This is a genomic window from Micromonospora sp. RP3T (genome assembly GCF_003027925.1).
Classification (GTDB): Bacteria; Actinomycetota; Actinomycetes; order Mycobacteriales; family Micromonosporaceae; genus Micromonospora.
In genome coordinates, this window is sequence record NZ_PYPS01000004.1 from 111,866 (window position 1) to 138,586 (window position 26,721).

Annotated in this window: 29 protein-coding genes; 21 read left to right on the forward strand and 8 right to left on the reverse strand. The window is 75.2% G+C overall.

Translation table 11 applies throughout. The annotated features are described in order from the left end of the window. Window positions 1-17: 17 nt before the first annotated feature. Complete coding sequence (locus C8054_RS04985; protein WP_233219503.1) at window positions 18-998, reverse strand: glucosyl-3-phosphoglycerate synthase; 981 nt, start codon at window positions 996-998, stop codon at window positions 18-20. A 220-nt stretch (window positions 999-1,218) separates the two neighbouring features. Here C8054_RS04985 and C8054_RS04990 point away from each other — a divergent pair, with 220 nt between their 5' ends. The 7 genes from C8054_RS04990 to C8054_RS05020 all read left to right on the forward strand — a co-directional run bounded on the left by C8054_RS04990 (window position 1,219) and on the right by C8054_RS05020 (window position 10,012). Next, on the forward strand, window positions 1,219-2,232 hold the full coding sequence (locus tag C8054_RS04990; protein WP_107155529.1) for a Gfo/Idh/MocA family protein: 1,014 nt from the start codon (window positions 1,219-1,221) through the stop codon (window positions 2,230-2,232). After that, window positions 2,225-3,313 (forward strand): zinc-binding dehydrogenase, encoded by a 1,089-nt coding sequence (locus C8054_RS04995; RefSeq protein ID WP_107155530.1) that lies wholly within the window; start codon window positions 2,225-2,227, stop codon window positions 3,311-3,313. The genes C8054_RS04990 and C8054_RS04995 overlap by 8 nt, the downstream gene beginning before the upstream one ends. A gap of 42 nt (window positions 3,314-3,355) precedes the next feature. Next, on the forward strand, window positions 3,356-5,101 hold the full coding sequence (locus C8054_RS05000; protein ID WP_107155654.1) for an ABC transporter ATP-binding protein: 1,746 nt from the start codon (window positions 3,356-3,358) through the stop codon (window positions 5,099-5,101). 110 nt (window positions 5,102-5,211) lie between these two features. After that, entirely contained in the window at window positions 5,212-7,506 is a 2,295-nt protein-coding gene (gene secA2 / locus C8054_RS05005; protein ID WP_107155531.1) for an accessory Sec system translocase SecA2, read from the forward strand. A gap of 185 nt (window positions 7,507-7,691) precedes the next feature. After that, the gene (locus C8054_RS05010) at window positions 7,692-8,432 is read left to right on the forward strand and encodes a GAF and ANTAR domain-containing protein (RefSeq protein WP_107155532.1); all 741 of its coding nucleotides are present in this window, start codon (window positions 7,692-7,694) and stop codon (window positions 8,430-8,432) included. A 76-nt stretch (window positions 8,433-8,508) separates the two neighbouring features. Further along, window positions 8,509-9,006 (forward strand): DUF2231 domain-containing protein, encoded by a 498-nt coding sequence (locus C8054_RS05015; protein ID WP_107155533.1) that lies wholly within the window; start codon window positions 8,509-8,511, stop codon window positions 9,004-9,006. 244 nt (window positions 9,007-9,250) lie between these two features. After that, window positions 9,251-10,012, forward strand: coding sequence for a class I SAM-dependent methyltransferase (locus tag C8054_RS05020; RefSeq protein WP_107155655.1), 762 nt, complete (start codon window positions 9,251-9,253; stop codon window positions 10,010-10,012). On the opposite strand, the gene C8054_RS05025 is transcribed toward C8054_RS05020, so the two are convergent. Together C8054_RS05025 and C8054_RS05030 are read right to left on the reverse strand one after the other, a co-directional pair. Further along, window positions 9,990-10,964, reverse strand: coding sequence for a DUF3500 domain-containing protein (locus C8054_RS05025; protein ID WP_199199536.1), 975 nt, complete (start codon window positions 10,962-10,964; stop codon window positions 9,990-9,992). The genes C8054_RS05020 and C8054_RS05025 overlap by 23 nt on opposite strands. A gap of 37 nt (window positions 10,965-11,001) precedes the next feature. Next, on the reverse strand, window positions 11,002-11,394 hold the full coding sequence (locus C8054_RS05030; RefSeq protein ID WP_107155535.1) for an ankyrin repeat domain-containing protein: 393 nt from the start codon (window positions 11,392-11,394) through the stop codon (window positions 11,002-11,004). 66 nt (window positions 11,395-11,460) lie between these two features. On the opposite strand from C8054_RS05030, the gene C8054_RS05035 reads away from it, so the two are divergent. From C8054_RS05035 to C8054_RS05085, 11 genes are all read left to right on the forward strand, one after another. After that, the gene (locus C8054_RS05035; protein WP_107155536.1) at window positions 11,461-11,838 is read left to right on the forward strand and encodes a signal peptidase I; all 378 of its coding nucleotides are present in this window, start codon (window positions 11,461-11,463) and stop codon (window positions 11,836-11,838) included. 98 nt (window positions 11,839-11,936) lie between these two features. After that, complete coding sequence (locus C8054_RS05040; protein ID WP_107155537.1) at window positions 11,937-12,389, forward strand: cysteine dioxygenase family protein; 453 nt, start codon at window positions 11,937-11,939, stop codon at window positions 12,387-12,389. Window positions 12,390-12,436: 47 nt separating this feature from the next. Beyond that, window positions 12,437-12,928 (forward strand): rhodanese-like domain-containing protein, encoded by a 492-nt coding sequence (locus tag C8054_RS05045; RefSeq protein WP_107155656.1) that lies wholly within the window; start codon window positions 12,437-12,439, stop codon window positions 12,926-12,928. 52 nt (window positions 12,929-12,980) lie between these two features. Then, window positions 12,981-13,571, forward strand: coding sequence for a winged helix-turn-helix domain-containing protein (locus C8054_RS05050; RefSeq protein ID WP_107155538.1), 591 nt, complete (start codon window positions 12,981-12,983; stop codon window positions 13,569-13,571). A 290-nt stretch (window positions 13,572-13,861) separates the two neighbouring features. Further along, window positions 13,862-14,467, forward strand: a complete 606-nt coding sequence (locus tag C8054_RS05055) for a winged helix-turn-helix domain-containing protein (RefSeq protein WP_107155539.1) — start codon at window positions 13,862-13,864, stop codon at window positions 14,465-14,467. A gap of 101 nt (window positions 14,468-14,568) precedes the next feature. Beyond that, the gene (locus C8054_RS05060; RefSeq protein ID WP_107155540.1) at window positions 14,569-15,198 is read left to right on the forward strand and encodes a uridine kinase; all 630 of its coding nucleotides are present in this window, start codon (window positions 14,569-14,571) and stop codon (window positions 15,196-15,198) included. A 175-nt stretch (window positions 15,199-15,373) separates the two neighbouring features. Then, window positions 15,374-15,772 carry a TraR/DksA C4-type zinc finger protein gene (locus C8054_RS05065; RefSeq protein WP_107155541.1) on the forward strand — a complete coding sequence of 133 codons (399 nt, stop codon included), beginning with the start codon at window positions 15,374-15,376 and terminating at the stop codon, window positions 15,770-15,772. 111 nt (window positions 15,773-15,883) lie between these two features. Next, on the forward strand, window positions 15,884-16,069 hold the full coding sequence (locus C8054_RS05070) for a hypothetical protein (RefSeq protein WP_107155542.1): 186 nt from the start codon (window positions 15,884-15,886) through the stop codon (window positions 16,067-16,069). A gap of 5 nt (window positions 16,070-16,074) precedes the next feature. Continuing rightward, window positions 16,075-16,503 carry a DUF2267 domain-containing protein gene (locus C8054_RS05075; protein ID WP_107155657.1) on the forward strand — a complete coding sequence of 143 codons (429 nt, stop codon included), beginning with the start codon at window positions 16,075-16,077 and terminating at the stop codon, window positions 16,501-16,503. A 289-nt stretch (window positions 16,504-16,792) separates the two neighbouring features. Beyond that, on the forward strand, window positions 16,793-17,095 hold the full coding sequence (locus tag C8054_RS05080; protein ID WP_107155543.1) for a hypothetical protein: 303 nt from the start codon (window positions 16,793-16,795) through the stop codon (window positions 17,093-17,095). Between the two features lie 3 nt (window positions 17,096-17,098). Next, entirely contained in the window at window positions 17,099-18,376 is a 1,278-nt protein-coding gene (locus tag C8054_RS05085; protein WP_107155544.1) for a cupin domain-containing protein, read from the forward strand. A 7-nt stretch (window positions 18,377-18,383) separates the two neighbouring features. On the opposite strand, the gene C8054_RS05090 is transcribed toward C8054_RS05085, so the two are convergent. From C8054_RS05090 to C8054_RS05110, 5 genes are all read right to left on the reverse strand, one after another. Then, window positions 18,384-19,055 (reverse strand): hypothetical protein, encoded by a 672-nt coding sequence (locus tag C8054_RS05090; RefSeq protein ID WP_107155545.1) that lies wholly within the window; start codon window positions 19,053-19,055, stop codon window positions 18,384-18,386. After that, window positions 19,052-21,724, reverse strand: a complete 2,673-nt coding sequence (locus C8054_RS05095) for an FtsK/SpoIIIE domain-containing protein (RefSeq protein ID WP_107155546.1) — start codon at window positions 21,722-21,724, stop codon at window positions 19,052-19,054. The genes C8054_RS05090 and C8054_RS05095 overlap by 4 nt, the downstream gene beginning before the upstream one ends. Further along, window positions 21,717-22,595 (reverse strand): hypothetical protein, encoded by an 879-nt coding sequence (locus C8054_RS05100; protein ID WP_107155547.1) that lies wholly within the window; start codon window positions 22,593-22,595, stop codon window positions 21,717-21,719. Before C8054_RS05100 ends, C8054_RS05095 begins: the two co-directional genes overlap by 8 nt. A 10-nt stretch (window positions 22,596-22,605) precedes the next feature. Beyond that, window positions 22,606-22,866, reverse strand: a complete 261-nt coding sequence (locus tag C8054_RS05105; RefSeq protein WP_030504016.1) for a hypothetical protein — start codon at window positions 22,864-22,866, stop codon at window positions 22,606-22,608. Window positions 22,867-23,051: 185 nt separating this feature from the next. Next, entirely contained in the window at window positions 23,052-23,429 is a 378-nt protein-coding gene (locus C8054_RS05110; protein ID WP_107155548.1) for a hypothetical protein, read from the reverse strand. A gap of 113 nt (window positions 23,430-23,542) precedes the next feature. Here C8054_RS05110 and C8054_RS05115 point away from each other — a divergent pair, with 113 nt between their 5' ends. From C8054_RS05115 to C8054_RS05120, 3 genes are read left to right on the forward strand one after another with little or no spacing between them, the layout of a single operon-like run. Continuing rightward, window positions 23,543-26,095 (forward strand): ATP-dependent Clp protease ATP-binding subunit, encoded by a 2,553-nt coding sequence (locus C8054_RS05115; RefSeq protein WP_107155549.1) that lies wholly within the window; start codon window positions 23,543-23,545, stop codon window positions 26,093-26,095. A 30-nt stretch (window positions 26,096-26,125) separates the two neighbouring features. Next, a complete protein-coding gene (locus C8054_RS32220; RefSeq protein ID WP_199199538.1) occupies window positions 26,126-26,299 on the forward strand; it encodes a hypothetical protein in 174 nt (57 codons plus the stop codon). Further along, window positions 26,299-26,649: a DUF3140 domain-containing protein gene (locus C8054_RS05120; RefSeq protein WP_107155550.1), complete on the forward strand. Its 351-nt coding sequence runs from the start codon at window positions 26,299-26,301 to the stop codon at window positions 26,647-26,649. Before C8054_RS32220 ends, C8054_RS05120 begins: the two co-directional genes overlap by 1 nt. Window positions 26,650-26,721 lie beyond the last annotated feature (72 nt).

Sequence of the window (26,721 nt, forward strand, 5' to 3'; positions counted from 1 at the left end):
TCTCTCGGCTGTCGGGTTCACGCGGCGACCCGGCGGCGCGGGACGCGGTGCCGCAACTGGGCCAGCGGCGGGCGTTCCTCGACCGAGACGTCGTTGACCACGATCTCCCGGTCCAGGTTGGGCAGGGCCTCCGAGCCGCCCCGGCGGAACTGGGTGAGCAGCGGGGTCGGCATCGTCCCGGGCATCGCCCAGCCGCGCCGCTGGAGCCGGGACCACGCGGTCAGCATGATCTGCGCCGACATCCGGCCCAGCGCGGCGGTGTCCTGGTGCCGGTGCTTGCGCTCGCCCAGGTCGACCTGGGCCAGCGCGTCCAGCCCGACCAGCTCCAGCAGGTCGATGAGCATGGCCGTCTCGACGCCGTACCCGGTGACGAACGGCACCCGCTCCAGCACGGTGCGGCGGCCCGCGTACTCGCCGGCCAACGGCTGCACGAAGCCGGCCAGCTCCGGCCAGAACAGGTTGAGCAGCGGCCGGGCCATCAGCTCCGTCACCCGGCCGCCGCCGTCGGGCTCGACCCCGGTGGCACCGACCAGCGGCCGGTGGTAGAAGCCCTTGACGAACTCCACGCTCGGGTCGGTGAGCAGCGGCCCGAGCAGCCCGGTGACGAAGTGCGGCCGGAACTCGCGCAGGTCGGCGTCGACGAACGCGACCACGTCCCCCTCGGCCGCGGCCAGTCCGGCCCACAGCGCGTCGCCCTTGCCGGTGAGCCGCGGCAGCCCGCGCGTCATCGCGTCCTGCCCCACCACCTCGGCGCCGGCCGCGCGGGCCACCTGGGCGGTCCGGTCGGTGGACCGGGAGTCCACCACGATCAGCTCGTCGACGAGCGGCACGCGGTCCATCAGGTGCTCACGGATGGTCGACACGATCGCGCCGACCGTGGCCTCCTCGTCACGCGCCGGCAGCACCACGCTGACCCGGCTGGTTCCCTTGGCCCGCACCAGCCGGTCGGCCGGCCAGTCGTCGGCCGCACTGGTGCGGTACGTGGCCCACGCCTCCACCACAGGTGAGACGATCGAATCTGATTCCCGCACGGGCACCCCCCATTGATTGCGGAATCGCAAGTATGTGTTTCCCAGTTCCGGACCCGCGCTAACCGATCCTGCCCAACGCTGTGATCACGGGGATGAACGTCACGTTGCGCGCGAGGTCGCGTTTGCCGCGTCAGCAGCGGGGGGAGTGCTGTCCGCAGTCTTTCAGTCACGTCGAGAGGGCGGCAGGATGCGGGTGGGACTGGTCGGGGCCGGTGGGGTGGCGCAACGCCACGCCCGGGTGCTCACGAGCTTCGAGGACGTGGAACTACTCGGCGTGACGGACGTCGCGCCGGCGGCGGCGGAGGCACTCGCCGGCACGTACGGCGGCCGGGTCTTCGCCGACGTGGCCGAGCTGCTCGCCGCCGGCCCGGACGCGGTGTACGTCTGCGTGCCGCCGTTCGCGCACGGCCCGGCCGAGGAGGCGGTGATCGCCGCCGGCGTGCCGATGTTCGTGGAGAAGCCGGTCGCGGTCGACCTGGAGACGGCCGAGCGGGTCGCGGCGCTGGTGGAGCAGCGCGGGCTGCGCACCGGCGTCGGCCACCACTGGCGCTACCTGCGCGTGGTGGAGGAGGCCCGGCGGCTGCTCGCCGACCGTCCGGTGCGGATGGTCAACGGGGCCTGGCTGGACAAGGTGCCGCCGGTGGCCTGGTGGGCGCGGCGGGACCGGTCCGGTGGTCCGGTGGTGGAGCAGGCCGCGCACGTGCTGGACCTGATCCGGGTGCTGGTCGGCGAGGTCACCGAGGTGACCGCGTACGGCGACGGCACCCCGCCACCGGTCGACGGCGCCGACATCGACTCGGTGACCGCGGCCACGCTGCGGTTCGACTCCGGTGCGGTCGGCACGCTCGCCGCGGCCTGCGTGCTCACCTGGAAGCACCGGGCCGGCCTGGAGATCCTCGCCGACGGGCTGGCGCTGTCACTGGCCGAGGACGGCCTGACGATCGCCGACGCCGACGGCGAGCGGCACGTACCCGCCGACCCGGACGACGCGCGGGTCGCCGTCGACCGGGCGTTCGTCGACGCGGTCCGCGGCGTCGGCGACGACGTCCGCGTCCCGTACGCCGAGGCGCTGCGCACCCAACGGCTGGCGCTCGCGGTGGCCGAGTCGGCGCGGACCGGCCGGCCGGTGGCGCTGCCGACCGGCCCGGCGGCCCGGCCCGCCGCCGCGGTGGCCGACGCGGGGGTGACAGTCGATGCGTGACCGGGTGGTGGTGGTCAGCGGCCCGGGCCGGGTCGAGCTGGTCGAGCAGGACGCGCCCGAGCTGCGCGAGGGCACGTTCCGGGTGGAGACGCTCTACAGCGGCGTCTCCGCCGGCACCGAACTGAGCTACGTCAAGGGCACCAACCCGTACCTGCACGTCACCTGGAACGCCGGTCTCGGCCTGTTCCAGCCGGGCGGGGCGAGCACCCCGTACCCGGTGACCCGGCTCGGCTACATGCAGGTCGGCCGCGTGGTGGAGAGCCGGACCCCGGCGGTCACGGTGGGCACGGTCGGCGCGATGACGTACGGGCACCGCAGCGGCTGGGTGGCCGATCCGGTCGCCGAACGGTTCGTGCCGCTGCCCGACGACCTCGATCCGCTGCTCGGCGTCTACGTGGCGCACATGGGACCGATCTGCGCCAACGGTCTGCTGCACGCCGCCGCCGACCTGTGCGGCGCCGACGTCCGGACGCTGGGCGACGGGGTCCGTGGCCGCCGGGTGGCGGTGGTCGGCAGCGGCGTGGTCGCGCTGCTCACCGCGCTGTTCGCGCGCCGCCACGGGGCCGCCTCGGTGGTCGTGGTGGACCCCACCCCGGCCCGCCGGCAGGTGGCCGAGGCGCTCGGCCTGGAGACGCTCGACCCGGAGGCGGACGACCCGGCCATGGTGCTCAAGACCCGGTGGAACCACGCCGCCGGCGACCGCGGCGCGGACGTGGTCTTCCAGTGCCGCGGCCAGGACTGGGCGTTGCAGCTCGCGCTGCGGCTGCTGCGGCCCCAGGGCACGGTGATCGACCTGGCGTTCTACCAGGGCGGCGCGGACGCGGTCCGGCTCGGCGAGGAGTTCCACCACAACGGACTGTCGCTGCGCTGCGCGCAGATCGGCCGGGTGCCGCGCGGGCTGGCCCCCACCTGGGACCGGGAGCGGCTCTCCGCGGAGACGGTGGAGCTGCTGCGCCAGTACGGCGACCAGATCCGCAAGCATCTCGTCTCCGCGGTGGTGCCGCTGGACGAGGCGCCGGCGCTGCTCACCGACCTGGCCGAGCGTCGCCGCTCGGAGCTGCAGGTGGTGCTGACCGGCTGACCGGGGCCCGACCCCGGTGCGGTGCCCGGCTACCGTTCGGTCATGACCGCCGACGCCGGCCCGACGCCGGGACTCGCCGCTCTGCTGCCCTACCTGCGCGCCCACCGCGGCACCCTCGTCGTGGTGGGCGCGTTGTCGCTCACCGGCGCCGCCGCCGCGCTGGCCCAACCGCTGCTCACCCGCACCGTGCTGGACCGGATCACCGCCGACCGCCCGGCCACCACGCTGGTGGTGGCGCTGGTGGTGCTGGTGCTGGTCGGCGCGTTGCTCGGCGGGCTCCGCGACTACCTGTTGCAACGCACCGCCGAAGGGCTCGTGCTGGGCCTCCGGCGGCGGCTCGCCGGCCACCTGCTGCGCCTGCCGATCGCCGAGTACGACCGGCGCCGCACCGGCGACCTGCTGTCCCGGGTGGGCGCCGACACCACGTTGCTGCGGGCGGTGGTCACGTCCGGCCTCTTCGAGACCGTCACCGGGGCGGTGATGGTCCTCGGCGCCGGCACCGCCATGCTGCTGCTGGATCCGCTGCTGTTCGGGGTGACGCTGGCGTCGGTCGCGGTCGGCGTGGGGTTCGCCGTCACGGTCGCCCGCCGGGTGCGCGGGCTGTCCCGCCGCGCCCAGGAACGCGTCGGTGAGATGACCTCGGCCGTCGAGCGGGCCATCTCCGCGGCGCGGACCATCCGGGCCAGCCGCGCCGAGGAGCGGGAGACCGGCACGGTGGTGGCCAGCGCGACCGCGGCGTACGACGCCGGGCAGCGGGTGGCTCGCGCCCAGGCGGTGGTGGGACCGGTCAGCGCGGTCACCGTGCAGGGCGCGTTCCTGCTGGTGCTGGCCGTGGGCGGGGCGCGGGTGGCGTCCGGGGCGATCAGCGTGGGCGACCTGGTCGCGTTCGTGATGTTCCTGTTCTTCCTGGTGCTGCCGCTGGGCCAGGCGGTGCACGCGTACACCCAGTTGCAGAGCGGGCTGGGCGCGCTGGCCCGGATCGAGGAGATCCTCACCGTGCCGGGCGAGAGCGCCGGCGACCGGCCCGGGCGGGTGGACGTGCCGGCCGCCGCCGCGCCGGCCCGGGTGGAGTTCGACCGGGTCGGCTTCGGTTATCCCGGCGGCCCGCCGGTGCTGCACGAGGTGAGCTTCACGGTGCCGGCCGGCACCCGGACCGCCCTGGTGGGCCCGTCCGGCGCCGGCAAGTCCACAGTGCTGGCGCTCGTCGAGCGCTTCTACGAGGCGGGCGAGGGCGCGGTCCGCCTGGACGGCGTGGACGTGCGGGAGCTGCCCCGGGACGCGTTGCGCGCCCGGCTCGGCTACGTGGAGCAGGAAGCGCCGGTGCTCGCCGGCACGCTGCGGGACAACCTGCTGATCTCCACGCCCGGCGCCACCGACGACCGGCTGCGCGCGGTGCTCGACGAGGTCAACCTGGGGCACCTGGCCGACCGGACCGCTGACGGGCTGGACGTGCAGGTGGGGGAGGGCGGCGTGCTGCTCTCCGGCGGGGAGCGGCAGCGGCTGGCCATCGCCCGGGCGCTGCTGGCCGGGCCGCCGGTGCTGCTGCTCGACGAACCGACCAGCAACCTCGACGCCCGCAACGAGGCGGCGCTGCGGCGGGCGATCGACGCGGTGGCGGTGCGCCGCACCCTGCTGATCGTGGCGCACCGGCTCTCCACGGTGGTGGACGCCGACCAGATCGTGGTGCTCGACGGCGGCCGGGTGGTGGCGGTCGGCACCCACGACGAGTTGACCACCACCAGCCCGCTCTACCGGGAGCTGGCCACCCACCAACTGCTCGTGGCCTGATCCGCCCGGGACGGGTCTGAACCGGTCGGGCCGGTGATTTCCGGACACGGCCCGGCTCCGGCGGTGGGCGGGGGTCACAATCGGCTGTGGTTCGCGTACCGTTGCGGCTCATGGGTGTGTCGCAACGGTTCAAGACCAGGTTCCGCCGGTTCCTCCAGCGCCCGGGGACGACGGTCGACCTGGCCCCGCTGGAGAAGCTGCTGCCGGCGATCGAGTCCCGCGAGGCCGAGCTGGAGCAGCTCTCCGACGCCGAGCTGACCGAGGCCGCCGGCCGGGCCGAGAAGTACGAGGAGATCTGCGCGATCGGCCGCGAGGCGGCCCGCCGAGGGCTCGACCAGCGCCCCTACGACGTGCAGCTGCTCGGCGCCATGGCGCTGCTCTCCGGCAAGGTCGCGGAGATGGCCACCGGTGAGGGCAAGACGCTCACCGCGACCGTCGCCGCGTACGGGCACGTCCGGCTCGGCAACGGCCCGGTGCACGTGCTCACCGTCAACGACTACCTGGCCCGCCGCGACGCCGAGTGGATGCAGCCGGTCTACACGCTGCTCGGGCTCACCGTCGGGTGGGTCAACGAGGCGTCCACCCCGGAGGAGCGCCGCACCGCGTACCGCTGCGACGTCACCTACGTGTCGGTCAGCGAGGCCGGCTTCGACTACCTGCGCGACCAGCTCGTCACCGACGTGGCCGAGCGGGTGCAGCCGCCGCTGAAGACCGCGATCGTGGACGAGGCCGACTCGATCCTGATCGACGAGGCGCGGGTGCCGATGGTGCTGGCCGGCGCGGTCCCCGGCGAGCAGGACCCGGTGCACGCCGCCGCCGCGCTGGTGCGTGGTCTGCGCAAGGGCAGGCACTACACGGTGGCCGAGGACGGCCGCAGCGTCGCCTTCACCTCGGTCGGCCTGGCCACGGTCGAGGCGAAGCTCGGCGGCATCGACCTGTACGACGAGGAGCACGTCGGGCAGCTCTCCGCGGTGAACGTGGCGCTGCACGCGCACGCGCTGCTGCACCGCGACGTCGACTACATCGTGCGGGACGACTCGGTCGAGCTGATCGACGAGATGCGCGGCCGGGTCGCGCAGCGCCGCCGCTGGCCGGACGGGCTCCAGGCCGCGGTCGAGGCGAAGGAGGGGCTGGACGCCAGCGCTGAGGGCGAGGTGCTGGGCACCGTCACCGTGCAGGCGTACATCGCGCTCTACCCGACCGTCTGCGGGATGACCGCGACCGCGGTGCTCGTCGGCGACCAGCTCCGGGAGTTCTTCGGCCTCGAGGTGGCGGTGATCCCGCCGAACACCCCGTGCGTCCGGGAGGACGAGCCGGACCGGATCTACGCCACCCGCGCCGAGAAGGAGGAGGCGCTGGTCGACGAGATCACGCGCTGTCACCAGGCGGGGCGTCCGGTGCTGGTCGGCACGCTCGACGTGAAGGAGTCCGAGGGGCTGGCCGCCGCGCTGCGCGCCGCCGAGGTGCCGTGCGTGGTGCTCAACGCCAAGAACGACGACGAGGAGGCCGGCATCATCGCCGAGGCCGGCGCGTACGGCGCGGTGACGGTCTCCACCCAGATGGCCGGTCGGGGAGTCGACATCCGGCTCGGTGGCAGCGACCAGTCCGACCAGGAGCGGGTCGCCGAGCTGGGCGGCCTCTACGTGATCGGCAGTGGCCGGCACGACAGCCGCCGGGTCGACGACCAGCTCCGCGGCCGGGCCGGCCGGCAGGGCGACCCCGGCGGGTCGGTCTTCTTCGTCAGCCTGGAGGACGACCTGGTCGTCCGGCACGCCGGCGACACCGTGCCGGCGTCGCCCCGGATGAACGCCGACGGCCTGGTCACCGACCCGCAGGTGGACTACGCGGTCGAGCACGCCCAGCGGGTCGCCGAGGGCGTCAACCACGAGATCCACCGCAACACCTGGCGTTACAGCCACGTGATCGAGCAGCAGCGCAAGGCGCTCGCCGAGCGGCGGGAGCGGCTGCTGACCACCGACATCGCCGCGCTGATGCTGTTGGAGCGGGTGCCGGAGAAGGCCGGCGAGATGGACGAGGACCTGCTCGCCGAGGTCTCCCGCTCGATCGCGCTCTACCACCTGGACCGGCTCTGGGCCGAGCACCTGGCCGAGCTGTCCGAGGTGCGCGAGGGCGTGCACCTGCGGGCGCTGGGCCGGCTCGACCCGCTCGACGAGTTCCACCGCAGCGCGGTGCCGGCGTTCAACGCCCTGATGCCGGAGATCGAGACGCGCACCATCGCCACGTTCGAGGAGACCGAGTTCGACGAGGGGTGGGAGCCGGACGCGTCGAAGCTGGTGCGGCCGAGCGCCACCTGGACGTACCTCGTGCACGACAACCCGTTCGGCTCGGAGCTGGACCGGCTGATCGCCTCGGTGGGCCGGCGGCTCATCTCCGGGTCCCGCTGACCCGGTGCGTAGGGGCCCCTCCGGTCGGGTACGGCCGGAAGGGGCCCTTTTGCGCGGTTTCGAGGTCGGTCGGCGGGGGTAGTAGGCCGAGGCTCGGTCGAAGAGAGGACGAACATGGCACAGGCAACGGCGCCGGACGGGAACACCGCGCGGACGGACGCGGGGGCGGTGGGGGCCGTGGTGCGGTGAACCTCGAGACCCGTCTACCCATGACCGACGACCTGGGCGTGCTGGAGACCGCCGCGCTGCTGCGCGAGCTGACCGCCGGCCTGATCGGTGTCGCGGAGTTCGACGAGGCGCTGGACCGCCTGGTCCGGATCGCCCGGGGCGCGGTGCCCGGTGTGGACTGCTGCGGCTTCACCGCGCTGCGGGCCGGTGAGCCCGCCGGGGTGGCCGCCTCCGACCCGCGGTTCGCCGAGCTGGACGACCTGCGGCACGGCCCGGACACGCCGGCCCTGACCGCCATCCGTCGACGCGAAATGATCATCGCGGGCGGGCTGGCGGAGGAGTCGCGCTGGCCGACCTGGAGCATCCGCGCCCGCGCGCTCGGCGTGCACGGCGTGATCTCCGCACCGGTCGACGTGGACGAGCAGGTCATCGGCGCGATCAACCTGTACGCGTCGGCCCCCGGCGCGCTCACGCCGAGTCACCAGCTCACCGCGATGCTGCTCGCCGAGCACGCCGGCCTACTGCTCGCCGCGGTCCGCGACCGCGAGCGGGCTGCCGCCCGGGCCGGCCAGATCGACGGCGCGTTGTTGGCCGAGGGCGTGATCGGGCAGGCCGTCGGCGTGATCATGACGCAACGCGGCTGTCCCGCGGTGGAGGCGCTCGGCGTGCTCCGCAGCGCCGCGTCCTCGTTGGACATCCCGCTGCGCGAGGTGGCCGAGCGGCTGGTGCTCACCGTCTCCCGTCCCCGGGACAACTGACCGACAGTCGTTTCGCCCTGCGGGGGGTCGGGTAGCAACCTGGACTGGTGAACCGCGCCGACGTGGGGAGGACGCGATGGAGAGCCGACTTCGGGTGCAGGGGCACCCCATCCAACCGATGCTGGTGACGTTCCCGTTCGGGCTCTTCGTCAGCGCCGCGGTGTTCGACCTCGCCGACGTGGCGGGCGGTCCGGCCTTCCTCGGTGAGGTGGGCTACTGGACGGCGGTCGCCGCGCTCGTCGCCGCCGGGCTCGCCACGGTCGCCGGGCTGGTCGACCTCTGGGACGTGCGGATCGGCCGCGCCAACCGGACCGCCATCACGTTCAACCTGGTCAACGCCGTGATGGCGGCGATGTTCCTGCTCACCTGCCTGATCCGGGCGCACGCGCCGCAGCGCGGCGCGACCGGAGGTCAGCTCGCCACCGAGCTGGTGGCGTTGGCGGTGGGCGCGGTCGGGGTAGGCCTGGGCGCGCGGCTGATGCAGCAGTCCGACCGGGGCGGCGCCGCCGAGCCGACCGGCCTGGAGACGATTCCCGGCGCCACGGTGGAGATCATCCGTCCGCGCCCCTTCTGAAGACTGCCGAGCCCTCGCCTGCATGGTTTCGGCGGGTGCTTCCGGGCGTGTCGCGGCGGGGAGAGTGGACGAAGCGAAACCGGTATGCCTCCTGGTCATAATTATGACCAGGAGGCATACCGCATTTGAGGTCGCGTCTCTCCCGGGCTGTGACGCTGTGTAACCGCACCGCCGGCAGTGCCGTCACGACCACGAGTGGTGGGCGGTGGGCGGCGCGACTCCGAACGGCGGCAGGCTCGGGCTCATGGTCACCGAACGCGGGTTCGACGAACTGGTCGCCGAGGCCAAAGCGGCGCCGGTCGAGGGGTGGGGCTTCTCCTGGCTGGCCGGGCGGGCCACCGAGGAGCGCCCGCCATCGGGCTACGCCCGTCTCGTCGGGGCCCGGCTGACGGCCGTCGACGCCGCCCTGGACATCGACACCGGCGGCGGCGAGGTGCTGGCCGAGGCGGCGTCCGCGCCGCCACCGCTGCTGGTCGCCACCGAGGCCTGGCCGCCGAACGTGTCGGTGGCCCGGCGGACCCTGAGCCGCGTCGGTGGTCACGTCGTCCAGGTCGGCGACCGCTCGCCGCTGCCGTTCCGCGACGCGGCGTTCGACCTGGTGGTCAGCCGGCACCCGGTGGACACCCGGTGGGACGAGGTGGCCCGGGTGCTGCGCCCCGGCGGCAGCTTCCTCTCCCAGCAGATCGGCCCCGGCACGGTCCGGGAACTCAGCGAGGCGATCCTCGGGCCGCTGCCGCCACCGGAGCACCGTCACCCGGAGCACGCGGTCACCGCCGCCGAGGCCACCGGACTGACCGTGGTGGACCTGCGGACCGCCACGCTGCGTACCGTCTTCCAGGACATCGGCGCGGTGGTCTGGTTCCTGCGCAAGGTGGTCTGGACCGTGCCCGGCTTCACCGTCGACCGGCACCGGGCCGCGCTGCGCCGGCTGGACGAGCGGATCCGGGCCGAGGGGCCGGCCGTGGCCCACGCCCGGCGGTTCCTCATCGAGGCGCGTCGCCGGTGACCGGGCGGTGCGCGGCGGCGTGGTGCGCGGCCAGCACGTCCGCGCCGAAGTCACCGGCCGGGCGGCGCAGCACGGTGTGCGCGTGGTTGCCCTCGTCGGTGGTGTTGTCGTACTCGATCAGCAGGTCGTCGCCCTGCACCCGGTAATAGTGCCGCCGGCCCGGCTCCACCGGCCCGGCCCAGGCGAAGTGCAGCTCGCCGCCGTCGAGCCGGGCCGCCTCGCGGGCGGCCAGGTCGGCCGGGAGCCGGTCGAGGTAGAGCGCCACCAGGCGGTCGAGCGACGCGCGCCCCGACGGCCCGAGCCGGCCCCGGGGCACGCCGAGCGGGTCGAGTCGGTCGGGTGCGGTGGCCCGGGTGGCGCTGATGATGTCGGCCGGCGCCTCCTCGGCGATCACCGCGGCGGCCCGCCCGCCGGGGCCGAGCGCGTCCAGCAGTTCGCGGGCCAGGTCCTCCTCCGGGCCCAGCGGCCGGGAGACCGGGCGGCCGGCGTGCCGCACGGTGGCCGGGTTCGCGCCGAGGAAGATCGGGGCGGGGGAGACCCGGTCCTCGGCGACCGTCATGCTCACCGAGATGTGGTGCCCCTCGAACCGCCACGCCCAGCGGTCGTCGCGGGCCGGGTCGCCGAAGATCGCCACCCAGTAGTCGCCGCTGTGCCGGCCGCGTCGCCAGCCCTCCGCCCGGTCCAGCACCTCTTCCAGTGCCACCACGGCCATGGCCTGCGCGTACGCGGCGGGGCTGAGCGCGGTGGCGAGCAGCCGGTGGGCGGCCTTGCGGGCGGTGACGTCGAGGTCGGCGACCGGGACGCCGGGCCGGGGCCGGGGCCGGTACTCCAGCCACCGGCGGGCCGGCTCGTCGTCGAACTCGTGCCGGGCGCGTCGCCGGGCCGGCTCGTCCAGCGCCGCCAGCAGCGCCGTGGCCGCGGTGCGCATCTGCTCGGGTACGGGATCCTCCACCGCACCTGTATACGCCCCGCGCGGCGGGCTCGGGTGCTCAGTCGCGCCCGAGCTGCGTCAGCATCTCCGGCAGCGTGAAGAAGCGGGCGGTCTCCACCGCCGAGGGGGCGCCGTGGTCCGGGTCGGCGCCGGCGTCGAGCAGCGCCCGGACCGCCGCCGCGTTCTGCCGGAACACGGCCGCGGCCAGCGCGGTCTGCCCCCGGTCGTTGACCCGGTCCGGGTCGGCGCCACGGTCGAGCAACGCGGCCACGGTCTCCGGCCGGGCATGGTAGGCGGCCAGGATCAGCAGCGTGTCGCCCTTGGCGTTGGTCAGGTTGACCGGCAGTCCCGCGTCCACGTTGGCCGCCAGTTCGGCGGTCTCGCCGGCGCGGGCCAGGTCGAACATCCGGTGGGCGAAGGCGACGGTCTCGGCGTCCAGTTCGTCGGGCACCCGCCCAGGTTAGGGCGTCGCGGCCGGCGCCGCCTGGTAGCTTGCGCAGCCGGCACGGGAGGCGACATGGACGATCGGGTGTACGTGGGCAACGCGGCGGTGGACGGGGCGACCGACGCGGGGTGGCTGCTGGGGCACTTCAAGCCGGCCGGCGACGTCCGGCACAGCGCCGAGGTCGAGGTGAAGTGGGGCGTGCACCCGGCGGGGGAGACCCGGTCCCGGTGGGCCACCGGCGAGCGGCGTACCGCGTTGCTGGTGCTGATCAGCGGCGCGTTCCGGGTCGAGCTGCCGGACCGGACGGTGGTGCTGCGCGCGCCCGGGGACTACGTGGTCTGGGGTCGGGGCGTGGACCACTCCTGGTACGCCGAGCGGGCGTCCACCGTGCTCACCGTCCGGTGGCCCTCGGTGCCCGGCTATCGGGTGGACCCGCCGGTGCTCCGCTGACCGCGTCCCGCCATGTGGTATTACCTACTAAACCTATAGGGTTTGCCGTCTAAAGTGTGTGGGCACGCTCCGCTCCGCACCGTGAGGACGCTCCGCCGATGACCAGCTCCGACCCGACCGACCTGCTCACCGTCGCCGCCCGTTGGGTCGACCCGACCGGCTGGCCGGTGCCGCTGTGCTTCGACCGGTCCGAACGGTGGTACGCGCGGCTGCACGCCGACGCCGGGTACGAGGTGTGGGCGCTGAGCTGGCTGCCCGGACAGGGCACCGACCTGCACGACCACGGTGGTTCGTCCGGCGCCTTCCTGGTCGTCGCCGGTGTGCTCGTCGAGGAGACGGTCAGCGGTGGCCGGCTGCGTCCGCACCGCCTCGCCGCCGGTGCCGGCCGGCGCTTCGGCGCCCGGCATGTGCACCAGGTCACCAACCGCTCCGCCGAACCGGCGGTCAGCGTGCACGTCTACCGGCCGGCGCTGCGCCGGATGACCCGCTACCACCTCGACGCCGGCCGGCTCCGGGTCGCCGAGGTGGCCGAGGCCGGCGTCGCCTGGTGAGCCCGGCGACCCCGCCCCCGATTCCCGCCGAACGGAAGGACGCCACCATGGCGCAGAACCCCGCCCCCGCCGAGAGCTGTCCGGTCCCTCCGTCCGGCTCGCGCGGCATCGACGAGATCCTCGCCGCCGCCCGCACCCGACTGTGTCGCCTCGACCCTGAGCAGGCGCACCTCGCCCACCGGGGCGGTGCGCTGCTCGTCGACATCCGCCCGGCCGGCCAGCGGGCCGCGCACGGCACCGTGCCCGGCGCGCTCACCGTCGAGCGCAACGTCCTGGAATGGCGCTTCGACCCGCGGTGCGCCGCCCGCCTGCCGCAGGCGGTCGACTACGACGTGCCGGTGGTCGTCCTCTGCCAGGAGGGCTACACCTCGTCGCTGGCCGCCGCCGCCCTCCAGGACCTCGGACTGCACCGCGCCACCGACGTGGCCGGTGGCTTCGCGGCCTGGCGCATCGCCGGCCTGCCCACCCTCGGCCCCACCCCGCCGCCCCGACCCTCGTCCACCGCGCCCCCGGTCACCGCCGGCCGGGCGCTCCGCTGACCGTTCCGCCGCACCCGGCGGGGCGGGGCGACCGCCCGCACAGGAGGCTCCCATGTCCGTCGTCGCCCTCAACACCCGTCCGGCCCGCACCGGCCGCCCCGACCGGGCGCCGGCGTCCCGGCCGCGTACCGCACCCACCCTGACCATCACGCTCGATCTCAGTGCCGGTCCGCTCACGCCCGGCCTGGCCCGGCTGGCCGACCTGCTGGACGAGCTGGCCGCCTCCGGGGAGGGACTGGTCCGCCCGGACGAGCACCGGGCCGCCCGGGCCGTGCTCGACCTGCGCCGCGTCCCCACGCCACCGGCCGGGCCGGCGCCGGCGTCACCGGCCACCGGGTCGGGCGGGATACGCCTGCTCACCGGCACCCGACGGGTCCGGCACGGCGGTGTCGAGGTCGGCCTGACCCGGATCGAGTTCGACCTGCTGCTCTTCCTCGCCGAGCACCCGCGTCGGGTCTTCACCCGGCTGCAACTGCTCAGCAACGTCTGGGGCTACGAGCACGCGGTGGCCCGCACCGTGGACGTGCATGTCCGACGTCTACGGGCCAAGTTCGGCCCGGACACGCCACTGGTGACCACCGTCTACGGCGTCGGGTACCGGCTCGCCGACGACGCCCCGATCGAGGTGGACCGCGACGCCTGAGCCGGCCCGGACCGACCCGCGGCGCACCCGGATCCCGGGTGCGCCGCGTTCACGTCGCCGTCGCACCCGCCATTGTGAACCGGCCGGGGACCCCCCGTACCGGCGCGTGTCGTCGCTCTGCTGTAATCAACGGACCTCGTACGCAGAGCGAGCACTCGGCTCCGATGTGTTCGCCAATTGTCACATTCATGCAACGCAGTGGCCCCTTGACCCTCGCACAAGCGCCGGGAAGCATCGATGAAGCGGCGTCCCGGGCCGTGGGGAGATACCCGGACCAGCCAAGGAGGACCATGTCGGTCAGCCCCGCCTCGTCGCGCGCCGGATGGCATACGTCCCAACCCGCGGTCCCCGGCCGTCCGCCCGGCGGCCAGCGTCGCCCCGCCAACGCCGCCACCCCCGTGCTCACCGTCACCCTCAACATCCCCCTGGCCTGCGAGGAGTCGCTCACCCCGGCCGCCCGCCGGCTCCTCGACGCGGCCCGCGAGCTGCTCGAACGCGGCGACGCGGTGGTCAGCACCGGCCCCGCCGGCGCGGACCGCCGACCCGACGTGCCGGCCGGGCGCAGCCCGGCACGTCCGCTGGCCCCGACCATCCCGACGCTGCACATCCTGGCGTCCTCCCGGTCGGTGCTGCGCGACGGCGAGCCGCTGCCGCTGACCCGCCTGGAGTTCGACCTGCTGCTGCACCTGGTCGCCCATCCGCGCCGGGTGTTCACCCGGCTGCAACTGCTCAACGCGGTCTGGGGGTACGAGCACGCCGGCGTCCGCACCGTCGACGTGCACGTGCGCCGGCTGCGCGGCAAGGTCGGGGTGGACGTCCCGCTGGTCACCACCGTCTACGGCGTCGGCTACCGGCTCGCCGACGACGCCCGGGTGACCATCGACCGCACCGGCTGACCACCACGCCCGCCACCGACGACCGCGGACCGGACGGAGCCCCGACCGCCCGGACGCGAACCGGTGGTGGACCGACGCCGCCGGGCGGGCAGGATGGACGGATGCGTGTCCGCCCGATCAGCCCCGACCGGCTTGTCGCCGAGCTGACCGGCCGCCTCGCCCGCACCGAGGCGTCCGGCCGGTTGCGGGTGGCCGTCGACGGGCCGCCCGCCGCCGGGCCGGACGCGCTCGCCGCCGCGCTCGTCGACCCGCTGCGCGCCGCCGGCCGGCCGGCCCTGCACGTCCGCGCCGCCGACTTCCTCCGCCCCGCCTCGGTCCGCCTGGAGCAGGGCCGCACCAACCCGGACGCGTACTACGAGGGATGGCTCGACGAGCCGGGCCTGCGCCGCGAGGTGCTCGACCCGGCCGGCCCGGGCGGCACCGGCCGGGTGCTGCCGTCGCTCTGGGACGCCGACGCGGACCGGGCCAGCCGGGCCCCGTACCAGGATCTGCCGGCCGGCGGGGTGGTCCTGGTCAGCGGCGCGTTGCTGCTCGGCGGCACGCTGGCGTTCGACGTCGCCGTGCACCTGGTGCTCTCCCCGGCGGCGCTGGCCCGGCGCACCGACCCGGCGTGGCGCTGGACGCTGCCGGCGTTCGCCCGCTACGCCGACGAGGTCGACCCGGCCTCCTTCGCCGACGTGGTGGTCCGCGCCGACGACCCGCGCCACCCGGCGCTCGTGGAACCGGCCTGACCAGGCGGTCCGAACTCACGGGAAAGTGCCAGGAAATCTCCGGTTTGGCCCGCCGAGGGCAGGGGTAATCGCCCGGCTCACAGAGCACGGGCGATCTCGCCCGTGCGTTCCCGTTCGGACCGGGCCGTCGGCATCGCCGCAGGGCCGGGTCGAGCCGCAGGAAAGGCAGGCAGCGATGCTCGTCCACGACACGACAGCCACGAGCCGCTCCCAGGCGGAGGTCGACCAGATCCGGCAGTCCCTGCGGTCCCGGTACGACGAGCTGACCGCGGAGTACGACCAGGCCGTGATGCAGAGTCAGGTGCTGCGGCTGGTCGAGGTCGGCGACACCGCCGGCGACGACCAGGCCGACAGCGGCACCAAGACCGCCGAGCGGGACACCGCCCAGTCCCTGCTGCGCACCATCCTGGATCGGCGGGCCCAGTTCGAGCGCGCGTTGGCCCGACTCGACGAGGGCACGTACGGCTTCTGCGAGGGCTGCGCCGCGCCGATCCCGGTGGAGCGGCTGGAGATCTTCCCGTCGGCCACCTCCTGTGTGGCCTGCAAGCAGACCCGCGAGCGACGCGCGGCCTGAGGTTCCGCGCGCTCACCCGCTCCGGGTGAGGCCGGCTCACCCGGCCGCCCCGCAGCATGGACGGTGCGCGCGGACGCACCGGCCCGCGCGCCCCGACGAGGAGGTGGGGTCATGACGGTACGGGTGGTGGCGGATCGACGCCGTGGCGGCGTCCTGCACGTGGTCGGCAGCGCCGACGTGCCGCCGGAGCGGAGCGGGCGGCCCGGCCGGTTCAGCCCGACCCGGCTGTGGCGGGGGCCCAGCGGCCCACCGCGACGCGCCGACGACCGACGCTGGGAGACCGACACCCGGGGGTGAGCCGGATGGCTGAACAGCTGATGTCCGCGTTCGAGTCCTCGCTGGACAAGACGAACGTGATCCTGAAGGAGATCGAGTCGGCGTACGGCTGGCCGCCGGAGCGCCGCAACCAGTCGTACGCGGCGCTGCGCACCGTGCTGCACCTGCTGCGCGACCGGTTGCCGGTGCCGGAGAGCGCCGAGTTCGCCCAACAGTTGCCGGTGCTGCTGCGCGGCATCTACTTCGACGGCTGGCAGCCGGAGCATGTGCCGATCAAGCTCAACCGCGACGACTTCCTCTACGAGGTCCGGCAGGGCTTCCCGTACGACGTGTCGGGCGGCCCGCAGCGGGTGGTGCAGGTGGTGCTGGACACGCTGCGCCGGCACGTCACGCAGGGCGAGTGGCAGGACGTGAAGTCCGCCATGCCGCGGGACCTGGCTCAGCTCATTCCCTGAGCCGGCCCCACCCCGGTCCGTCCCGCCCCCTCGGCGGGGCGGGCCGTCGGCGTCCGGGAGACCGGCAGCCCGGCCCGACGTGCCGACCACGATCAACCCGCGTACCTCCTCGCGCGTGTCCCCGGGTGGCCATCCTGGCACCGACCGGGCCCGGCCGCCCTTCGGCACGAACCGTCCGTGCGCCCGGGTTCGGGCGTCTACGGTGGGGTTAGAGACGATCGGACGTGGGGTACCACCCGTCGCACACGGACCCCGGGAACACGCGGGGCGGCACACCGAGGGAGCACCCATGGCTTTGAACGACGACGACATCCAGACCAGCGGCGGCAGCGGCCTGGAGGGCCCGGCCGACGGCGGTGCGACCCCGGGTCAGCACGATGGTGGCGCGGACGGTGGCGCGGAGGGTCCGGCCGACGGCGGTGCCACTCCGGGTCAGCACGACGGTGGCGCGGACGGTGGCGCGGAGGGTCCGGCCGACGGCGGCGCGACCCCGGGTCAGCACGACGGTGGCGCGGACGGTGGCGCGGAGGGTCCGGCCGACGGCGGCGCGACCCCGGGTCAGCACGACGGTGGCGCCGACGGCAGCGCCTGACCGATGAGCCTCCCGCACGTCGACCCGCCGGGTGGCCACGGCCACCCGGCGGGTTCGTCCTCCGCCGACGCGGCGTTGGCCCGCTGCGTGGCGGTCGAGCCGGCCAAGTTCGCCGCCGACCACTGGGGGCGCAGCCCGCTGCTGTCCCGGGCCGCCGACCTGCCCAACCCGGACGGCTTCACCGACCTGCTCAGCCCCGCCGACGCCGACGAGCTGCTCAGCCGCCGCGGCCTGCGTACCCCGTTCCTGCGGGTGGCCAAGGACGGCCAGCTCGTGCCGGCGGCGCGGTACACCGGCGGCGGTGGCGCCGGCGCCGAGATCGGCGACCAGGTGCTGGACGAGAAGGTGCTGGCGCTCTACGCCGACGGCGCCACCCTGGTGCTCCAGGGCCTGCACCGCACCTGGCCGGCGATCGTCGACCTGGCCCGCGACCTGGGCGCCGCGCTGGCCCAGCCGTTGCAGGTCAACGCCTACCTGACGCCGGCCGGCAGCCAGGGCTTCGCCACCCACTACGACACCCACGACGTGTTCGTGCTCCAGGTCGACGGCCGTAAGCACTGGCGCATCCACCCGCCGGTGCTCGCCGACCCGCTGGAGCGCCAGCCGTGGGGCGGCCGGGCCGACGAGGTCGCCGCCACCGCTGACGGCCGACCCGCGCTGGACGTGGTGCTGGAGCCGGGTGACGCGCTCTACCTGCCGCGCGGCTGGCTGCACAGCGCCCAGGCGCAGGAGTCCAGCTCGCTGCACCTGACCGTGGGCATCCGGGCGCTGACCCGGTACGCCATGGTGGAGGAGCTGCTGGCCCTGGCCGCCGAGGACGCCCGGCTGCGCGCCGGCCTGCCGTTCGGGCTCGACCTGGCCGACCCGGACGCGATCGAGCCGGAACTCACCGAGACCGTCGAGGCGCTGCGCGACTGGCTGCTGCGGGCCGACCCGGCGGCGGTGGCCGCGCGGCTGCGGTCGCGGGTGTGGCCGGCCGCCCGACCGGCCCCGATCCGCCCTCTCGCGCAGGCCGACGCGTTGGCCCGCCTCGTCCCGGACAGCCGGGTCGCGCTCCGGGACGGCCTGCGCTGGCAGCTCACCCGGACCGACGCCGGCACGGTCGCGCTGCGCCTGACCGACCGCACGCTCACGCTGCCCGGCACCTGCGAGCCGGCGCTGCGCGCGCTGCTCACCGGCGCGGCCACCCGGGTCGGCGACCTGCCCGGCCTGGACGACGACGCCGACCGCCTGGTCCTCACCCGCCGCCTGCTCAAGGAGGCGGTCCTGGTCCCCGCCTGACCGGGGGTCAGCGGGTGTAGGTGACCGTCAGCAGGAGCAGCGTGGTGGCCAGGCCGCTGGCGGCCACCAGGATCATCGGTCGGGGGGTCAGCACCGCGTGCCGGCGGTCGGCCAACAGGCGGGCCGGCGCCAGGCCCACCAGCGGGCCGAGCAGCGTCACCACCAGCGCCAGCACTGGCAGGCCGACCGCCAGGTCACCGCCCGAGCCGGCGCCCAGCGCCCGCGCCCCGGTCCCCAGCAGGAACGCCACCAGCGCGCCGCCGACCCCGCACGCGATCAGCAGCGGGTTCACCGAGCCGGGCAACTCGCCCGGCGTCCCGGTGCGCTCCAGCAGCTCCCGTACGCCGCGCAGCAGCGGCACCGGGTCACCGGCGGCGTCCCGTACCGGCCCGGGCGGGTCGCCCAGGCGCCGAGTGCCGCCGCCGAGCCGGGCCCGCAGCTGCGCCCACAGGTGGGTCACCTCGCCGTCCACCCGGTCCACCATCCGCTGGGCCTCGGCCAGCTCCGCCTCGGCGAGCCGGACCGCCTCGGCCGCCTCGGCCACCGCCCGGTCGGCGGCGGAGACCTGTTGGGCGTACCAGGTGTGCGCCTCGGCCCGCTGGGCGGCCACCCGGGCGGTCAGCTCGGCGAGTCGGCGGATCTGGGCGGGGTACGTCTCACTGGAGACCGGCTCGTTCATCGGGAGGGACCATAAGGGATGATCACCTGTCCGGTGCGGTGCACCGCGCGGTCGAAGTAGAGACCGCGCCACGGCCGGGGATACCAGTCCGGCCCGCCGCTGCCCGGGTAGAGCGACGAGCCCAGCTCACCGCCCTGCACGTCGAGCGCCACCCACGCGCCGATCTGGTCCGTGCGCGCGCCGGCGCCGCCCAGGTCGGCCCGCATCCGGGCCACGCCGCGCCACCAGGCCAGCACGTGGGTCCGCCGCTCGGGCCCGTCGTGCAGGATGCGGCGCAGCTGCTCCAGCCCGGTCCGGGCGCCGGCCTTGCCGGCCAGCGCCCCGGCCGCCGCGTCCACCGCGTACAGCAGCAGGAAGTGCGGGGTACGCGGGGTGCCCGGCGCGCCCAGCCCGTCGCCCACCTCGGCCATCAGCTCGGCGACCGTCTCCTCGTCGTACCAGGAGGCGTCGCCGGCCAGGTCCTCGTAGAGCGCGCGGGCGGCCGGGTCGGCGTCCGGGTCGAGGCAGGCGATGGAGAACCGGGCCGCGCCGGGCGGGTACTGCCGGGCCAGCGAGCGGGCGGCGGCGTCGAGCACCGCGCACGCCTCGTCCACCCGGGTGCCCAGCACGGCCAGGTTGCGGCCCGGCGCCCGGGGCAGCCGCAGCGCCGCCGAGCGCGACTGCACGTCGATGATCTCGCCGAGCAGCGCCACCGGGCTGCGCGGCGCGCCCTGCTCCGGCGCGGTCAGGGCACGGAAGTCCGGCGCCTCGGCCAGCCGGGGGATCGCGTCGCCGTCGAAGAGCCGGGCCGGCGCGGCATCCTGCGGACGCATCCGCCACAGCCGGTGCTGCAACTCGCTCCAGGTCTCCCAGTCGCTCGCCGACGGGATGCGGGCCACCTCGTTGCCCTCGGCCAGGCCGGACTCGGCGTTGACCACGGCGTGGTGGCGGGGCAGCGACTGCGCGGCGTCGTTGCGTTCGGCCAGGATGCGCAGCGCCTTCGGCAACGCGATCCGCAGGGTGAACTGGGCGACCAGCGCGGGCCGGCCCCAGAGCGCCTCGATGCCGCGCACGTCCTGGGAGGCGAGCACCAGGTGGATGCCCTGCGAGCGACCCCGCCGGGCCAGGTCCTCCAGCAGGTCGGCGGCCTCCCGGGCGACCACGTCCCGGCCGGCGAGCAGCGCCTGGAACTCGTCGACCACCGCGACGATCCGCGGCCAGTGCCCGCTCGGGTCCACCGCCCGCAGCTCGGCCAGCTTGGTCACCTCGTGCTTCTTCGCCGCGTCGGCCCGCCGGCGCAGCTCCTCGGCGAGGAACCGCAGCAGCGCCAGGCCGAACTCCCGGTCGGTGTTGACGTTGATGCCGACCAGCCGCATGTGCGGCAGCCAGCTCGGGTCGCGCCGGCCCTGGGCGAACCGGGCGAAGGACACCCCCTCCTTGAAGTCGAGCAGATAGAACTCCAGCTCGGCGGGGGAGTAGCGGGCGGCGAGCGCGCCGATCCACGCGAAGATCAGGTTCGTCTTGCCGGTGCCGGACGGGCCACCGATCAACGCGTGTGGCGGATAGTCGCCGAGCGTCAGCAGCACCGGCCGCCCGTGCGGGCCCTCGCCGATCGGCGCGGTGAGCCCGTGCGCCGAGTCCTCCCGCCAGTAGTCGTCCGGCGGGGGAAGCAGATCGGTGAACGGCGTCGGCGGCGGCCCGGCGGCGACCCGGGAGGCGACCGTCCGGCAGGTCTCGGTGACCAGGGTGGGCGGTGGCGGGGCGTCGAGCACCACCGGCAGCCCGGCGATGCGGGCGTCGTCCGGATCCACCACGATCCGGGTGACGGTCGGGTCGTCGGGCAGGTCGATGCCGCGGACCACCAGGTGCACCCCGCACGCGGCACCGGTGCGGACCACCCGGTCGAGCTGGCCGCGCTCGTGCCGGGACAGCTCGTCGCCGCCGAGCAGCACCGCCACCCGCCACGGCTCCGGGCGCCGGCCGGTGGCGGCGGCCAGCTCCCGCAGGGACGCGTACTCGCCGGCCAGCACCGTGGCGTTGATCCGGCGGATCTGCTCCACCAGGTCGTCCAGCAGCCGGCCCAGCCCACCCGGGCCGACGAACGTGAGCAGGCCGGCGGTGCCCAGGGGCGCGAACCCGGCCAGGCCGCCGCCCAGGTGCTCCGGGTCGTAGCCGTGCAGCCGGACCGCGCCCGGGTCGGCCCGGCCGACGGAGCGCAGCAGCAGCGCGGGCACCACCGCGGCGAGGCCGTCCCGGTCGCCGCCGGCAAGGTGCGCGTGCCCGGCGTCGAGCAGCGGGACCAGCGCCGGCACCGGTTCGGCGCCGGTGATGCGTACCGTGCCGATCCGGACCGCGCCCGGCGGCTCGGCCCGGCCGGCGGGGGTGACCGTCCACCGGTCCCAGGGCGCGGACGCCGCGCCCGGCGACTCCCGCTGGGCCGCGGCGGCGGCGCGGCGCGCCAGCTCGGCCAGGCGGGCGGTGTGCCGGGCGTCGATCTCGGCGAGCCGCCGGTCGCGGGCCGTGCCGACCCGGCCGGGCACCGCCGCGGCGGCGCGCCGGGTACGGGCCAGCCGTTCCCGGCCGGCGGCCAGCTCCGCCTCGGCGGCGGTGAGCCGGTTCCGGGTGGCGCCCAGGGCCTCGGAGAGCATGCCCCGGACCCGCGTCACCAGTTGGGCGCGGACGTCAGCCACGCGACGGCTCCCGTTCCTCGGTGTCCTTCGGCAGGTCCCGGCCGAGCCGGTCGAGCAGTACGGCGGTGAGCACCCCGGCGGTGACCGCCGGGTCGGCCGCGTGCGGCTGCTCCTGCCCGTCGTCGCGGCGCGGCGGGGGCATCCGGCAGATCCGGGTGAGCAGCGTGTCCAGCACCGGCGGCGGCAGCCCGGGCAGCAGGTCGCGGACCCGCCCGTCCAGCTCGCGGCGCAGCCGGGCCAGGTCGTCCGCACGGGGCGGGTGGCCGAGCAGCTCACCGGCCAGGTCGCGCAGCATCGGCGGGGCGATCGCGGCCAGCCCCAGCCCGACGTCGGCGTGGGCCCGCCGCAGTTCGGCGTGCAGCCGGTCCCGGTCGCCGGAGCGGATGCCGACCACCACCCGGCGCAGCAGTTCGTGGGCGTTCTCGACGCGCTCGTCCGGCTCGTCCGGCGCGCCCTCCCGCCCCCCGGTCAGCTCCGCCACCCGCACCGCCCACCAGCGGCGTACCGCCGGCTGCTCGCCCGGGTCGGGCGCCGGGCCGGGCGCGGGCGCGGCCTCGCCACGTGGCGCGTCGTGCCGGGGTCGCCGCTCGCCCGACGTCGCGGCCGGCACGCCGTCGGCGGCCAGCCCGATCGCGGCCAGGTACGCGCTGAGCTGCTCCTGGGCCACGCGCAGCGCGTAGCCGGCGGTCTCGGCGTGCTCGGTGGCGGCGGTCAGCTCCGGCACGCCCATCGGGTCGGCCGACTCCTGGCGCACCCAGCGCAGTCGTTCCTGTGCCTGGCCGAGCTTCTCCAGCGCGGCGGCGAGCTGCGCCAGCGGTAGTTCCTCGGCGGCGGCGCGGACCTGCGCGCCGATGTCCTCGACGATGGACACGGCCGGCCCTTCAGAGCGTCGCGACGTAGAGCTGCGCCTGCTCCACCGCCACCAGTGTCGCGGCGAGGCACTCCTCCAGCTCCTGGCTGGCCTGGGTCAGCGAGGCCTGGGCCGCCTCGACGGTCTCGTGGCCGCTGCCCTCCAGCGCGCCGGCCAGGGTCTGCTGCGCCTCGGCCAGCTTCTCGCCGGCCGCCTGCACCGCTGTCTGGCCGTCGCCGATCTGCTGGAGAGCGACATCGATGGCGGCCTTCAGCTCGGCGACGCTCGCCACAAGGACCTCCTGGGGGCAGGGGAGATCTCCATTACAACCCATCCCATCGGGTGGGCGAACATCCACCCTCGCGCCGTTCCTGCCCGGGTGTCCGATTGCGGCCCTGACGTGCGGGAAGGCCGGGCAGCCGCCGGGTCGGCGGTCCCGCCGGCGGTCGCTCTGGTCCCGTTGACGGGACTCGGGCGTCAGCGACCCAGCCAGCGCGGGCCGCGTACCTCCGCGCCCAGCGCGCTGACCCGGGCCCGCAGCTCCCGGTCCGCGGTGACCACCACCCGCCGGCGCTCCGGCGCGGCGGCGACCAGCTCCACCACGGTGTCGTCGCCGGACCCGGCCGCGGACACCACGTCGACCCCGGGCGTCGGCGCCACGTGCCGGGCCGCGCCCTCCACCACCAGCACCACCTGCACCGGCGGCGGCAGCTCCGGCGGCACGCCGACGCCGGCCAGCGGGGCCAGCGCGTCGCGCAGCCGCACCGCCGCGCCGGCCCGGTCGCGCCACCAGCCGTCCGGCCGGGAGCCCACCACGTTCGCGCCGTCCACCACCAGCAGCGGTCTGCTCTCCATCCGCCCAGCCTGCCATCCGCGGGCGTTTGTCGCGCACACCGCCGGGTAGCCACCGCCGACCGTGTCGCGCGTGCCGCGTCCCGGTCGTGCCGACCGACTGCGGAGGACGAAACATGATGGGACCCGGCGACTTCGGCAACGACCCGTGGGACGAGTTCCTGGCCCGGTACTTCGGTCGGGGCGAGGGCGGTCGCCGGCCGGCCCACCGGGTGGACATCACCCGCCTGATGACCGCCGACGCCCGGGAGATGCTGGCCGACGCGGCCCGGCGGGCCGCCCAGAAGCACAGCAACGACCTGGACACCGACCACCTGCTCTGGGCCGCGTTGCAGCGTGAGCCGCTGCGGGATCTGGTCCGCCGCGCCGGCGCCGACCCGGACGCGCTGGTCAACGCGCTGGGCGGACGCGCCGAGGGCGGCGCGCCCGGCGGCGAGGTGCCGCCGAACCTGTCGCTCACCCCGGCCGCGAAACGGGCGCTGCTCGACGCCCACCAGCTCTCCCGCGCGATGGGCGCCAACTACATCGGCCCCGAGCACATCCTGATGGCGCTGCCGCTCAACCCCGAGTCGCCGGCCGGCCGGATGCTGGCCGCCGGCCGGATCCAGCCGGAGTCGTTGCAGGCGGCCAGCGCCGAGCGCGGCGCCGCGAACGGCCCGCGTCCGGACCGCGGCACGCCCACCCTCGACCAGTACGGGCAGGACCTCACCGAGCTGGCCCGGCTGGACCAGATCGACCCGGTGATCGGCCGCGCCGACGAGATCGAGCAGGCGGTGGAGATCCTGTCCCGGCGCACCAAGAACAACCCGGTGCTGATCGGTGAGGCCGGCGTCGGCAAGACCGCCATCGTGGAGGGCCTCGCGGAGCGGATCTGCGACGGCGACGTGCCGCAGACCCTGATCGGCAAACGGGTCATCCAGCTCGACCTCTCCGGCCTGGTCGCCGGCACCCGCTATCGGGGCGACTTCGAGGAACGCCTGAAGAAGGTGATCGACGAGATCCGGGCCCACCGCGAGGAGCTGATCATCTTCCTGGACGAGATCCACACGCTGGTCGGGGCCGGCGGCGCCGGCAGCGAGGGCGGGATGGACGCGTCCAACATGCTCAAACCGGCGCTCGCCCGCGGCGAGCTGCGGGTGATCGGCGCGACCACGCTCGACGAGTACCGGCGCACCATCGAGAAGGACGCCGCCCTGGCCCGCCGGTTCCAGCCGGTGCTGGTGCCCGAGCCGGGCGTCGAGGACACCGTCGCCATCCTGCGCGGCCTGCGCGACCGCTACGAGGCGCACCACCAGGTCCGCTTCACCGACGAGGCGTTGGTCGCCGCCGCCGAACTCTCCGACCGGTACGTCACCGACCGGTTCCTGCCGGACAAGGCGATCGACCTGATCGACCAGGCCGGCGCCCGGGTCCGGCTGCGCACCCGCACCCCCGCCTCCGACGTCCGCGACCTGGAACAGCAGCTCGACGAGGTACGCCGGGACAAGGAACAGGCGGTCTCCGACGAGCAGTACGAACGCGCCTCCTCGCTGCGCGACAGGCTCGCCGAGCTGGAGGACCAGATCCGTCGCGCCCGCGGCGACGAGGGCCCCAACCACGTGCCGGAGGTCGGTCCGAAGGAGATCGCCGAGGTGGTGTCCCGGGCCACCGGCATCCCGGTCACCCAGCTCACCGAGGAGGAACGTGACCGGCTGCTGCGCCTGGAGGGGCACCTGCACCAGAAGGTGATCGGGCAGGACGACGCGGTCGGCGCGGTCGCCGAGGCGGTCCGGCGCTCGCGTACCGGCCTGGCCGACCCGAACCGACCGATGGGCAGCTTCCTGTTCCTCGGCCCCACCGGCGTCGGCAAGACCGAGCTGGCCCGCGCGCTCGCCGAGGCGCTGTTCGGCGAGGCGGACCGGATGGTCCGGGTGGACATGAGCGAGTTCCAGGAACGGCACACCGTCAGCCGGCTGGTCGGCGCCCCGCCCGGCTACGTCGGCTACGAGGAGGCCGGCCAGCTCACCGAGGCGGTCCGCCGCCGCCCGTACGCGGTGGTGCTGCTCGACGAGATCGAGAAGGCGCACCCCGATGTGTTCAACATCCTGCTCCAGGTGCTCGACGACGGCCGGCTCACCGACAGCCAGGGCCGGACCGTGAACTTCAAGAACACCGTCCTGATCATGACCAGCAACCTCGGTTCCGAGCTGATCACCGGCACCCAGCGCACGGTCGGGTTCGCCACCGGCGAGCCGGGCGAACAGGAGTCCACCGAGCTGCGGGACCGGCTGATGCGCCGGCTCCAGGAGAACTTCCGCCCGGAGTTCCTCAACCGGATCGACGAGGTGATCATCTTCCAGCGGCTGGAGGCCGAGCAGCTCCGGGAGATCACCGGCCTGCTGCTGGAGGAGACCCGCCGCCGGCTGCACGCCCAGGACATCCAGGTCGAGATCAGCACCGCCGGCGTCGACTGGCTCGCCGAGCACGGCTACCAGCCGGAGTTCGGGGCCCGCCCGCTGCGCCGGGTGATCCAGCGCGAACTCGACAACCGGCTGTCCCGGATGCTGCTGGAGAACGAGATCTCGCCGGGCCAGAAGGTCACCGTCGACGCCCGCGACGACCAGCTCGTCCTCGACGTGTCCGCCGGTGAGCGCGGCTACTCGGCCGCCACCACCTCCCATCCCCGGTGATCCGACGGGCGCAAGGATCGGAGGGCGGACATGACCGAACCCGAGGAGACCCGGGAGGACGCCGCGGCCGGTGAACCGATCGAGGCGCCGCCGACGGCGAACCCGTCCCGGGTCCGGGTGCCACCGGAGGGACTGACCCCGCAGACACCGAGCGGCGAGGGCGAGCCGGAACCGTCCGGGCCGCCGCCGGGAAAGGAGGCGTGATGGTACGCGAGGCGCGACTCGACCCCGAGGTCGAGATCATCTGGGACGACTTCCACGCCGAGGTGAACGTTCCCTCCGAGCAGCTACGGCAGTGGCTGCTGACCCGCGGGTCGGGGGAGGAGGCGTTCGGCCCCGGCCCCGACCTGGACCTGCCCGAACCCGGCCGGCAGATCCTCGCCGTGCTGCGCAAGCGCAAGGTGGACCTGACCCCGGAGGACATCGAGGTGATGCGCGAGGCGATCACCCGGATCCGGGAACTCGCCGCCGACCGGCCGGACCGGGGCGCCGCCGACGACGAGTGGCGGCACGCGCTGCTCGACCTCGGTCACGACGTGCTGGTGGAACGCTGACTCCGCGCGTCCGCAACCGCCGGCCTTCGTCGCGGTGAGTGACGACGCCGGGAGATGGATGCGGTCGGGAGC